This window comes from Aquidulcibacter paucihalophilus (assembly GCF_002105465.1).
Taxonomy (GTDB): Bacteria; Pseudomonadota; Alphaproteobacteria; order Caulobacterales; family Aquidulcibacteraceae; genus Aquidulcibacter; species Aquidulcibacter paucihalophilus.
The window spans coordinates 1-12,313 of sequence record NZ_NCSQ01000170.1 but is presented as its reverse complement, the minus strand read 5'-3'; the positions used below and the strand labels follow the sequence as shown (position 1 = coordinate 12,313).

10 protein-coding genes are annotated in these 12,313 nt (G+C 55.2%); 6 read left to right on the top strand and 4 right to left on the bottom strand.

Features of this window, described 5'->3' with window-relative positions:
- Nucleotides 1-57: 57 nt before the first annotated feature.
- The 4 genes from B7364_RS15085 to B7364_RS15070 form a co-directional block, all read right to left on the bottom strand.
- Nucleotides 58-759: a TorF family putative porin gene (locus tag B7364_RS15085; protein WP_085340872.1), complete on the bottom strand. Its 702-nt coding sequence runs from the start codon at nt 757-759 to the stop codon at nt 58-60.
- 204 nt (nt 760-963) lie between these two features.
- The gene (locus tag B7364_RS15080) at nt 964-1,773 is read right to left on the bottom strand and encodes an SDR family NAD(P)-dependent oxidoreductase (RefSeq protein WP_085340871.1); all 810 of its coding nucleotides are present in this window, start codon (nt 1,771-1,773) and stop codon (nt 964-966) included.
- Between the two features lie 3 nt (nt 1,774-1,776).
- Entirely contained in the window at nt 1,777-2,712 is a 936-nt protein-coding gene (locus B7364_RS15075) for an NAD(P)H-dependent flavin oxidoreductase (RefSeq protein ID WP_085340870.1), read from the bottom strand.
- Between the two features lie 95 nt (nt 2,713-2,807).
- On the bottom strand, nt 2,808-6,659 hold the full coding sequence (locus B7364_RS15070; protein WP_157893732.1) for an intermembrane phospholipid transport protein YdbH family protein: 3,852 nt from the start codon (nt 6,657-6,659) through the stop codon (nt 2,808-2,810).
- Nucleotides 6,660-7,304: 645 nt separating this feature from the next.
- Here B7364_RS15070 and B7364_RS15065 point away from each other — a divergent pair.
- The 6 genes from B7364_RS15065 to B7364_RS15040 all read left to right on the top strand — a co-directional run bounded on the left by B7364_RS15065 (nt 7,305) and on the right by B7364_RS15040 (nt 12,053).
- Entirely contained in the window at nt 7,305-8,612 is a 1,308-nt protein-coding gene (locus tag B7364_RS15065) for a M23 family metallopeptidase (RefSeq protein ID WP_085340868.1), read from the top strand.
- 164 nt (nt 8,613-8,776) lie between these two features.
- Nucleotides 8,777-8,974: a YnbE family lipoprotein gene (locus tag B7364_RS15060; protein WP_085340867.1), complete on the top strand. Its 198-nt coding sequence runs from the start codon at nt 8,777-8,779 to the stop codon at nt 8,972-8,974.
- Nucleotides 8,975-9,028: 54 nt separating this feature from the next.
- Nucleotides 9,029-9,454, top strand: a complete 426-nt coding sequence (locus tag B7364_RS15055; protein ID WP_157893731.1) for a YdbL family protein — start codon at nt 9,029-9,031, stop codon at nt 9,452-9,454.
- Between the two features lie 67 nt (nt 9,455-9,521).
- Nucleotides 9,522-9,755 (top strand): hypothetical protein, encoded by a 234-nt coding sequence (locus B7364_RS15050; protein WP_085340865.1) that lies wholly within the window; start codon nt 9,522-9,524, stop codon nt 9,753-9,755.
- A gap of 105 nt (nt 9,756-9,860) precedes the next feature.
- Entirely contained in the window at nt 9,861-10,748 is an 888-nt protein-coding gene (locus tag B7364_RS15045; protein ID WP_085340864.1) for a crotonase/enoyl-CoA hydratase family protein, read from the top strand.
- 81 nt (nt 10,749-10,829) lie between these two features.
- Complete coding sequence (locus tag B7364_RS15040) at nt 10,830-12,053, top strand: DUF2336 domain-containing protein (protein ID WP_085340863.1); 1,224 nt, start codon at nt 10,830-10,832, stop codon at nt 12,051-12,053.
- The last annotated feature ends 260 nt before the right edge of the window (nt 12,054-12,313 follow it).

The following is a 12,313-nucleotide window of genomic DNA, read 5'->3' as shown; positions in this document are numbered from 1 at the left end:
ACAAAAAGGCCGTAAGCCTAAGCTTACGGCCTTTCGATGTGACTTTGGAAGTCGTCCTTAGAAGGTCCGCTTCAACTGAACAACGCCCTTACCTTCATACAGGTTGTTATTGTCCACGTCGGTGTCGGTGTAGAACACGTCGACAGCCCAACCACCTTCCGTGGCAGCTGTCAGACCGACTTTCCAGTTGGTGTAGTCTGGCAGGACCAAGTTGGTTTCTGCGTTCAAGCTACCGACCGAAGCGTTAGCCGACAAAGCGAATGGGCCAATTTTTGCACCTGGGATTGGGGCAGAAACAGCGGCTTCATAATACCAGTAGGAAGGGCCATCTTTGCCATATTCTGGCGAATAGAAAACCGAACCAGTCAGGGCGACGCCAGACTCAGTTGCAACCGTGCCAGCGAACTTGCCTTCATAGACCAAGAGGTTGCTCTCTTGTGGGTAGGTATAGGCCAGAACGCCGATATCCAAGGTGACAGGGCCGACTTGTGGCTTGTAGCCAGCATAGAGGTCTACTTCCAAATTGGCTTTGGTGCCGAAATCGACGTTCGACAACCAAGTGCCGACATAGAAGGAACCAGCCGACACATCCACACCGCCAAAGACTTGGCCCGTGTCGTCAGCATTTTGGTTCACGCCGCGGAATTGGTAGCTAGAAGCAACACCGACGTTCACCGAGGTGGTGGTTTCTTGAGCGGAAGCGACGGCGGGAGCGCCGCATACCAAGGCTGTAGCCAAAAGGAGTGCTTTGAGTTTCATTTTAGTCCCCTATGGAAGCCGCAAAAGGTGCGACCCCTTGTAATTTACATTCGCCTTTTTGGCGAAGTTTGAACTTCGCCGCTATGACATCAGCGCAACACCTCTTTTGCAATCGCACTAAACGTCAGGCGGACGCGATGATCCGCGCCATGCTGCTTCTTTAATCATAAAACATCAAAAAATGACTAATAAGCGGGCTTGCCCTTATGTCGGTGCACGGATGCTTGCCCCAAGATGGAGTCCTGCGTCCACAAGCAGGGTCTCGCCCGTGATGTGGCGGGAAGCAGATGAACAGAAGAAGACGACCGTGTCGGCAATATCATCTGGACCCGACGCAACTTGTAGAGGGACTTGTTTCTTTACGTTTTCTCGGATTTTTGCCGTGGTATCTTCGCCAAAAGCATCGGTAAACCAGCGTGTATCAATAAAGCCCGGGCAGACTGCATTGACCCGAATCATGGGTGCCAAAGCCCGGGCCAATGACTTGGTCATGGTATTCAGGGCCCCCTTGGTGGCGGCATAGGCAACCGAGGATCCAATACCGATGACCCCGGCAATCGACGAAATCATCACAACAGAGCTGGGCATTTGGCTCTTATGATAGGCTGCGATCAATAAGGGCTTTGCCGCCCGCACCATCATGAATGGGCCGACTGTATTGACTTGATAAAGGTGGAGGAAGTCGTCCGCCGCCAGCGCGTCCATATCTGCATGATTGGGGGCGTGTTTCGTTGTCCCGGCATTATTGACCAGAATGTCGATCTGGCCCCAGTCTTCGGCGGCAGCTGCGATTTTACGGCAATCCTCATCCAAGGCGACATTGCCTTGCACAACGCGCACTTCCTGTGCACCGGCTTTCAGGCAGGCTTGGGCGGTTGCTTCACATTCTGCTTGGCTTTTGGAATAATTCAGAATGATCTTGGCACCAGACTCTGAAAGCTTCAAAGCCGTGGACGCGCCAAGCCCGGTGGCAGAACCCGTGATGATTGCGACCTTGTTTTCAAAATTGGCCATGGTCTAGAAATCCTTTGCTTCGGCCAAGGCCGTCCGATATTCTGCCTCTAGTCGGTCGATAAGGTCTTTGACTGGGATTGTATCGTGAATGGCCCCCACACCCTGACCAGCCGACCAAATGGTCGACCATGCTTTACCTGCATTCAGCTCTTCACCCATATCGACATGGGTCTTGGGCTCCATCGTGACAGGGTCTAGACCATTTTGGAGTAATGAAGGGATCAGGAAATTGGCCGGAATGCCGCTGATCTTGGGCGTATAAACAATATCGGCGGCCTCGCTGTCCGCAATCATCTGCTTATAGTCATCTTGGCCACGGCTCTCGTTTGTCGCGATAAACCGCGTGCCCATATAGGCTAAGTCCGCGCCCAACATGCGGGCGGTAGCCACGTGACGTCCGGTCGACATGGCACCCGACAGGGCGATGCAAGTGTCCGGAAAGGCTTGGCGCAATTCGGTTACCAGAGCAAACGGCGACAAGGTGCCCGCATGGCCACCAGCACCCGCACAAACTGGGATCAGGCCATCCACCCCAGCTTCCATCGCCTTTTCGGCATGCTTCATATTGGTGACATCATGGAAAACCAGACCGCCGCCATCATGAATGGCTTGCACCACATCTTTGACCGCTCCAAGCGAGGTAATGGCAAGCGGTATTTTTTTGTCGCTGGAAATTTTCACGTCTGCCGCCAATCGCGGATTGGTCTTGTGCACAATCAAGTTCACGCCAAATGGCGCATCTTGCGGGGTCAGGGCGGCTTGGATAAGATCAAGCCATTCCCCATAGCCTTCGCTGGTCCTCTGATTGAGGGCAGGGAACGTCCCGAGAATTCCCGCTTTGCTGGCCGCAATGACCAGTTCTGGCCCGGAGACTAGAAACATGGGTGCGGCCACAATCGGCAGCCGCAAGCGCCCCTGAAGTGAAAGTGGTAAGGCCATTGGCGATGCTCCCCGGATTGTTTTTGCTTGGGCAAAGTCTTGGCCAAGCCTTCGGGGAAGGTCAAGCCTGAATCCAAACAGGGTCTGGCTCGAGCTTAGCGCCCTGACTTGCGGGCTTGGGCCGCTTTGTCTTCTGCCTCTGTTGGAATAAAGCCTTTGCCATTTTGTGCCCGGTCAAGCTTGTCCAACTCTTTCAACATATCCGCACTGGTGGCGGTTTCGATGAAACGATTGGCCATGTCGGTCAATTGGCCCACGGGCAGAACAGCCTTCACATTGAGCTTGATCGGAACCCCGGACAGGACTTGCGGATTCGCTCCGATTAAGACCACGCCTAAAGTCAAATCCCCAGTGATACGTCCATCAACCGTGATTCTATCGATTTCATACTCAATGCCGGTTAATGCTTGGGCGGCGATTTCGGCTTGGCTTGGTGCCTTAGGCGCAAACCATCTTTGATACCAAGGCAGCTTCTTCACTGGGGCTTTTGGGTCAGACCCCGGAATAGGTCCCGTGTAGCGAATTTTTCCGCCACCGTCGCGTGCCTGCAGCTTACCCCCCACAATCTCCACACTCCCATTGCGCACCTCAATCGGGAAGACGCCAGAGACTTTCCCGTCGATCTGCAAGTTTGGGATTTTCGTAAGGCCTAAGAATTTTGCGAGGTCGACATCTTCAACGTCGACCGCAAACGATTGATCCCCGTCGCGGAAGGTCCAGCTTGCCGGGCGAACGGATAATTTGCCGTCGGCAAACGGCCAACTTGCATCTTTGAGTTCCAGCGTATTGTCACCGGGCAAGGCAAAGACGACATTGACGTCTTGGATCGGCAAGCCTGGATCAAACTGGGCGACCGTAAAGCCCTGCGCGCCAGCAGAGCGGACTTTCAATAAATCATCGAGCGAAAACTCGCCCGTCAAATTGGTGACCGGACCTAGCATGGTGAGGAAGTCGAGATTAGCCGTCGAAAGCTTGGCGTCTGAAAGCGTCGCCTGATTGGGACCCCAAGCCATGGAGGCTGAACCTGAGACATCGCCTACCACATCCAAAATCACCCCTTGTAGGGCTGGAACAATATCATCCGCATCGAGCGGCCGGACATTCTCTTGCGTGACACCGGCCGCATTCTTGGGCAATTGGCCGAAGGAGATTGACTCTGACAATGCATCGAGGCGACCAAGACCTGTCTCGGCATTATGGTTCAAGATGGCGCGCGCCAGAAATGCATTTGAGGCCGCCAAGCTGATGTCGCTTTGAATATCGATTTGGCTGCCATTGATGGTGCCTTCACCGGTAAGAGACAGCATGCCAAAGCGGGCAGGACGTTCAACCAGATCGCCATTGGCATCGGGCGTCGAAAAATAGGTCGGCACATCGCGCACCAAAAGATTCTCAAACGCAAGGCTGCCGACTAAGCCAGTGCGCCGCGCCTGCAGGTCTGTGGTCGCAACGCCCGAGATTTGCACAGGCAGGCCCTTGGCCCGCAAGCCGGCCAACTGGCCGCGCAAAATCATGCCGCCTGGGTCTGGGGTTAGACGCAAAGAGGAATCTTGCGCATTGAGTTCGGCAAAGCCACCGTCTGGCAATTTGAATGTGTAGCCGAGTTCTTTGGAGGTCAGATCCAGTAACCAACCACCTGTCGCCGACGGGCGGAAATCCCCACGGACGGCTCCTAAACGCAGGGAGCGGCCATCTTCTAAGGCCCCTAAGCGCAATTCTAATGGCTCAAATCGGGCATCGGCATAGATGATGGGGTCTATCCCCATCAAGCTGGCAAATCGACCAAATCGGTCCGGGCAGAAGCTGGACCTGACTGGCCCGACGCTGGCATCGCCGGGGAAGCGACCTTGTTGGGCCGTCACGGCCAAACAGCTATCGCCGCGCAGAAGGATGGCGGAACCATCTTCGCTTGGCACAGCTTGCAGAGGCCCGCTGACTCGCAAGCCTGTCACATAGGTATCGCCGGAGGTCAGCGAGCTTGCGGTAGCAGTTAGATTAGTCGTGGCTTGCCACATGGAGGCCTGACCGGCGGCGGAGCGCAAACGGATGGGCAAGTCGGCGCGCAACCCGTCTACATGGCTGTCATCATAGGACAAGGTTTGAGCATCCATCGTCAGGGTGCCGCTGGCTTCCACCGCTTGCACCGTCCCGCGAGCCGAAATTGGCAGGGTGAACCGACCGGTTCGCACACCAAAGCCTTGGGAGGAAAGGCTTTCCACCGCACCGGAAATGGTCAGGTCGGCGTCCCAACTACCCAAGTGGCTGAGCTTGAGCGCTTCGACCTGGGTTGGGCTCGAAGGTCCCGCGAAAAGCCCCCCCAGCCGGGCGCGGCCTTTCAGACGTCCCGATACATCGAGCATATTGAGATCGGGTGATCGGAACCCGGCTGCCCCGATTTCACCATCGAGGTCCAAAGTCCAGATTGATTGGCTGCGAACGGCCTTGGCATTTAAACTCAACCGACCCTGCCGCGCCCCTGAGCCATTCTTGCCAAATCCCTCAATCGGGCCTGCCACCGAAACCGACAAGATTTGTCCATTGCCGCGAATTTGCCCGCTCAATCTTGCACGGCCAGAACCAAGACCCAGTCCTGCGGTACCGGCTTTGGCCGCCACCTCGAGTGTGCCCCGACCCGACCCTAGCGGGACTTCACCACGCTTGGCGGCCAAAGACAGATCACCCACTTGACCAGACAGTAAGACGCCAGACCAAGCACCGGGCATGGGGACATTCTTCAGGGCAAGGTTTCGCGCGGCCAGCGACCAACCGGCGGGGTTCCAACTAAAGTCTTCCAGTCGGCCTTGGCCTGTGCCCGCATTGGGGGCAGAAATCGCAAAGTCGCCAGAGCCGATGGCTTCAAAGCCTTCCGCGTTTGGCTTGGTCAAATCCAATCGGAATAAGGGCGGACGCTGTGCGTCGGGCGTGAAGCGGAGTTTCGGGCCCGAGCGCAACGCCAGTTCAACGGGATTACTGAGCCGCACTTCCGCCTGTTTCGGCCCATAGGTAAAGCTAAACCCTGCCTTGCCCGATACAGGGTCGGCAGCCTTTTGAGCCGTTTGGACAAGATTGGCCCATGTCAGAAGCGTCTGGCCTTCCCAAGTCGCTTCGGGGGCTTGCTTGAGGTCTTTCAAAACGGTTTGCACAAAGCCTGAGATCTCAGCCTTGGTAGCATTCCAGCCGAGGGCAGGACGAGTTTGAGGGCTTGCCACGCTGCCTTGGATATCCAGACGGGTTAAGCCGGTCTGGGTGCGGGCTGTTGAAAAGTCTAGAGCAAGATTTTGAAGCTGTCCTTGCGAAGCTTGCACGGATTTGGCTTCGATCCGGCCAATCAAGGTGCCAAAGCCCGTCTCGAACCAAGATTTCTGACCCGAGATCTGATGCTGCCACTGCCCGGCGCCACCTGTTAGGGTCAGGGATTGCGCGCTTAGTTCTGGGAGGCGGGCCTTTTGCGCCGTCAAGGCGACTGTGCCTGTTTCAACCCGCATACCGCCTTTGCCATCAAGAACGACTAGTGCCTGAGCACGCCCGGCTAAGCGGTTGAGTTGGAAATCCCCGATGCGGTAGCTCTGCCCCTCAGGCCGCAGCGCTACGCCGACTTGGGTTGGGCCCTTTTGCCCATCGGCCCCTTCGCTCGTTGGGGCCAAAGCCAATCCAACTGCCAAAGGTCGATCTTGTGACCGTGCCACGAGGTCTTTCGGTGGCGATACCAATATTTGCGCACGCCAGCCCGTCAGATCACCCCCCGAAGCTTGGATTCGCGCCGAGCCCTTCCCCAGCGCGCTGTCAAAGCGCAACAGGGCATCGCGCAAGATCACATCAGCCAGCCGAACTTGGCTTGGCTTATCTGAGGGGATCAAAAAGGGTCTAAGCGCACCAAAATCGAGCTCACCGGTCTTTGTCATGCCAATATAAAGTTTGGCACCTTGCGCCTCTAACCGGTCAATCACCAAACGACCGCTTCTGATATCGAAGTGCCAGCTCAGGGTCGCCCTTGGCAAAATAAGGGTTGGGTTTTGCGCCGGGCCCAAGCGGAGATCACGGATCGTGGCCGCATTTACTGATAATTTTGTGAAAGAAATTCCGCCTTCGATTCCCCGCTCCCGCAGAAGTGACTGAACCCCCGATTCGGCGAGTTCGGCTCGCCAAATCCAACCAAGACTCGCGGCTGTGGCGAGTCCGAGAAGCCCAAGGCCCCAAAGACGCGAAGTTCCCCTCAGATAAGTTTTACGACTCAAATGGTTAACTTTGTTAACACTTGGGGTCTCGGTCTCAGAATCGAGGTCATCATGAGGCGGGACTCGGTCATTCATACAAGCTCTATACCTTGCTCTGGCCGGTTTCTCGACCCCCCATTTATAGGCGCTCGAACCTGTACCAAACTGCGATCAAAAGTGACCAAAAAGAGGCAAATTCAGGGATGAAATTGGACTCCGACTGAAGCAAGGGGTTGCCCTGTGCTGAAACTTGTGTATTTCAAGCAACACAATAAGAAAAAAAACTGCCAAAGTATGGTTAAACGGGGCGGGATTTACACCCGAACTTAATCTGTGAAGGGTACGCTTCGTACTCGTAACGGCTAAAGGGGTTAGCTTTTGAGACACACGACCAAACGTCGCGCTGCCTTCAATCTCGCAGTCAAGCTTAGCTTGGGATGTGCGATCGGCTTTATTGCCACAGCTGGAACAATTCATACCGCCATCGCGCAGAACGCCAATCTTGAGCATATGGCCTTTGCCGCTGGTACAGGACAATCGGATCGCCAAACCATCTCGATTCGCGCCGGCGAAACCCTCGAACAAGCATTGATCCGCGCGGGTGCGATGCGCGATGATGTCGCAAGCGCAGTTCGTTCGCTGGCCCGCAGCCTTGATCCGCGCGATGTGCGCCGCGACGACAAGGTGACCGTGTTTATGCAGCCTGGGGCTGGTGGAAATCGTTTGGCCGGGTTCAATCTTGCGAGTGGCGCAGAGCGGTCGGTAACCGTCACGCGCGGTATCGACAACGTATTCCGCGCCCGTGAGATGACCACCAACATGCAGCGCAAGACCCTGCGCATTGCCGGTGTCATTGGTCAAAACGGTTTGGTGAATGCGGTGCGCGAATTGGGTGCACCAGACCGCGCCGCCGATTCCATCGCACAAGCCTTTGCTTATGACGTCGACTTCGAACGCGAAGTGGGTCCAGGCACTGAGTTTGAACTGATGTATGACCGCGTCTCTGACTTGCGTGGCCAAATTGTCCGCGAGGGCGAACCCGTGTTTGCCCGCATGACCACTGCCGGTGGTCGCACCATCCAATTATATCGTTTTCAGCCCCCAGGCTCTGCATCGTCAGACTGGTATGACGCTGCAGGTCGGTCTGCCCGTAAGTTCCTGATGCGGACGCCCATAAACGGGGCACGCCTGACTTCTGGTTTCGGTAGCCGCGTTCACCCGGTGTTGGGCTATACCAAAATGCATGAAGGCATCGACTTCGGTGCACCAATTGGTACCCCGATTTTGGCTGCAGGTGACGGCGTGGTGACTCGAGCGAGCGCCATGGGTGGCTATGGGAATGTCGTGGATATCCAACACGATGCGACATGGTCTACCCGTTACGGCCATATTTCACGCTTTGCGCCAGGCTTGCGTCCAGGTGACCGGGTGAAGCAGGGCGATGTGATTGCCTTTGTGGGTAACACCGGCCGTTCGACGGGCCCACATTTACATTATGAAGTCCGCCGCAACGGCCAAGCGATCAACCCTCTTGGCGTTGGCGTGCCAACTGGTCAGGCTTTGCCGCCGGAGCAAATGGCCCGCTTTAATGCTTTCCGTGCCCGGATCGACGCGATGCGCCGGGAAGCCATTGGATCGGCGTCGATTGCACAGGCAGGCTCGGGCACAACCCGTATCACAAACTAAAAATCTCCGTGTTTAGCACTTCAAGCACGCCCCGGATCATTCCGGGGCGTTTCTTTTGCGACAACATGAAAGCTGTGCATCGTGAAGTTCATGGGGGGTTCACATGGGCATAGTCATGCTATGACTGTCTTACGGGATAAGCCCGTGCTGATAAGGATGGCCCCATGCGTCACAGTCTTCTTGCGATAAGCGCCGTAGGGTTAGTAGGTGTTGCTGGCTGCACACCCACAATTCGCCTGCAGGTGCCCGACAAGCCAATCGAGATCAATCTGAATATCAATATGAAGATTGAGCAGACTGTGCGGGTTAAATTGGAGCGTGAGCTCGATAAGGCAGCACAAGCCAATCCTGGCATTTTCTAATCCCCTGACACAGGCGCGCCGCAGGACAAGTAGCGCTTTCGGAGAGTGATGAACATGAAACGCATGATTTTCATAGGCTTAATGGTAGCAGGCGCGCTAATCGCGACTTCTGCCATGGCGATCGACAATAATGGCCCAGTGGATAAGGCTATGGCTGCTGGCATCATTGGCGAGCAGGCTGACGGCTATCTTGGTTTTGTGCGCCCCCCGACTGCCGCCCAAGCAGACCTGCAGCGCCGGATCAATGAGATCAATATTCGCCGCCGCGGCGTGTTTAACGATACGGCCAAAGAGACGGGTGAGACGGAAGATCGTGTCGCGCTGTTGTCGGCCTTACGCCAAATCACCAAGACACCAAATGGCGAGTATTTTCAGGACATCACCAAGAAGTGGTGTGTGAAGACACCCGACTCCCAAGTCATGCAAACCGCCGATGATGTCGTCGTCATTCGCTGCGCACCTGCTACCAAGGCTAACTAAGGCTTTGTCCAGCGACCCAACCCCTCAACCACCCAATGCCTCCCAGCGTTTGTCTGGAGGGGCTTGGTTGATCATTGTCTTTTTGGGCCTCTTACTGGTTGCCAGTTTGGCGGGCTTTGTGTCGATCTTCTTGATCGGTCGGTTCCCTGTCATCTCCATGCATGGATGGATCGCTATGGGCTTGGGGACAGTCTTATCGCTAGCTTTAGGTTTTGGCTTGATGTGGTTGAGCTTTTATTCCTCGCGTCACGGCTTTGACGACAGGGCCGACCCCGGACGCAAACGCCCTGGCCAAAATTAGGGGCTGTGAAGGCCCAGATTTGGGCCTTGCGCGGGCACCATAAACTGGGCCAATCTGGCTGAATGCGCCGCTCCAGCGAGAAGGCGGCCAGTCAGGGAGTTCTAAATGTCAGCCGCCAGTTTTGAGACCATTACGCTCGAGATTGCAGACAAAGTTGCTGTAATCACCCTCAATCGTCCTGAAAAAATGAACGCCTTCACCGGCCAGATGATGCTGGACATGGTGGCCGCTTTCGATCTGACCGATGCCAATGATGATGTGGGTGCCGTCATCGTTACAGGGGCCGGGCGGGCTTTTTGCGCTGGCGCTGACTTATCGGCAGGGGCCAAGACCTTTGACTATGATAATCGCTCAGATCGGCCCGACAAAGCGGGCTTAGATGATTTAGAGCGCATTCGCGATAGCGGTGGGCGCATGACGTTGCGAATGTTCGAGAGCCTTAAGCCCGTCATTGGTGCGATCAATGGGGCAGGTGTCGGAATTGGGGCCACCATGCAATTGCCGATGGATATTCGCATTGCTTCTACGGCAGCCCGCTTTGGCTTTGTTTTTGCCCGTCGAGGCATAGTGCCAGAAGCCTGTTCCAGTTGGTTTTTGCCCCGATTGGTTGGCATTTCTCAGGCGCTGGACTGGTGCATGTCTGGTCGCGTCTTTGGTGCGGAAGAAGCTTTAGCGGCCGGATTGGTGAAATCCTTGCATGCGCCAGAAGATCTTTTGCCCGCAGCCCATGCAATCGCGCGCGAGATTGTGGATAATACCGCACCGGTTTCTGTGGCCCTTACCCGTCAGATGATGTGGCGCATGTTGGGGGCAGACCATCCCATGCAGGCCCACAAAATCGATAGCCGTGGTGTCTATGCCCGAGGCCAAACCATTGATGCCCGCGAAGGTGTCATGAGCTTCCTTGAGAAGCGGCCGCCAGCCTATGCCAACAAGGTTTCAACCGACATGCCAGACTTTTTTCCCTGGTGGGACGATGTTCCATTTAAGTGAGTCTCAGCCTTACTTTAAGTATAGGGTGTAAACTGGATTTTAATGTTCCTCGGCCAGTTTATGACCTAGTGTGAGGACGAAATGGCAGACGGAACCCTATCTGAGTTCGAAATAGACAGATTCGAAATCGAAGAAGGGGGACAAACCAAGACGCGCGCCATGTTGACGCGACGTCTGCAGGACGTAGTTGGTCTGCCCGGTTCACGCATTACCCCACAAGAACGCCATATTGCGGCCGATCTTTTGATCGAGGTCTTGCGCGAAAGCGATATCGGCACACGCGTGCGCTGCGCAGAACGTATGGCGCTCTTGTTCGATACACCTGCAATCCTGTTGCGCTTCTTGGCCAAGGACGAGCTCCAAGTAGCCATACCCTTGCTGGAAGTGTGCGAAGGCTTCAACGACTCAGACCTGATTGCCACAGCGCTTTCGCCTTCTGCGACCACCACCCACCGCCTGATGATTGCGAAGCGCAAAGTGGTTTCTGAAGCGGTGACCGATGTCCTGGTTAATATGGGCGAAGTGGAAGTCATTCAGGCCCTGTTGCGCAATGAAGGCAGCACCTTTGCCCATCCGGCCATGGAACAGGCCACAGCCCTGTCCAAGCAAGAGCACAGCCTAGTGCCCCTTCTCGTCAAGCGTCCGGAATTGAAGCCCTCTCAGGGCCTGACCATGTTCTGGTGGGCCGATGCGGAAGATCGCCGCCGAATTCTGCAACGCTTTGCGGTTGAGCGCTTAACGCTTCTGGAGGCTGCCCAAGATATTTTTGCTCGCGCTGCGGGTGACGGCTGGCGTGATCCTTTGGTTCGCAAGACACTTCAATTCATTGAGCGACGCCAGCGCAATCGCGATGCAGCCGCCCGCAGCCCCTATGGCAGCCTTGAAGGCGCGATCGAAGCGCTCGACCACCAATTGCCCTCGCGTGAGCTTTTTGTGGAAGTCTCCTTCCTCGCAGGCATCAAGCCCATGTGTGGCGCGCAGATTTTGTCGGACGGCGGTGGCGAATCAATCGCGGTTCTGTGCAAGGCAACAGGCCTAAAACGGAAGCATTTCCGCCAATTGTGGCGCGGCTTACGCCGTCCAATTGCCGATGATCATGATCTGAGTGACCCTTGGGGGCGCTCGGTGCTCGTTTATGACACGATTTCGACCAATAAAGCACAAACCGTGCTGCGTTATTGGAATTGGGCGCTGACATCTGCCATGTCGCCAACCTTGGCCGCCAAGCTTGAAGAGGGCGATGAGGAATTACTATATTCGGTGGCTGCTCGCTCTTCAAACCTAGTTTTTGGCAATACCCCCTAAGGTTACCTTAGTTGTCGATACCTGTTGGTATGTGGAATCTGCCATTTTTCTAAATAAAATCAGAAATCGAGTTTTTCCACCGATTGGGGATTTTTAAAGATTACCGAATTGTAATAACACTTTGTTAGACGTAACCAAATAGTACTTTGAGTATAAAATATTTAATTGAGAACGTTTGCATGCCATTTTTTGTATTAGGTAACCATCTGTCGGGTTATCAATTAGGTTCTGTTGACAAACTGGATTCCCAAATCATTTGA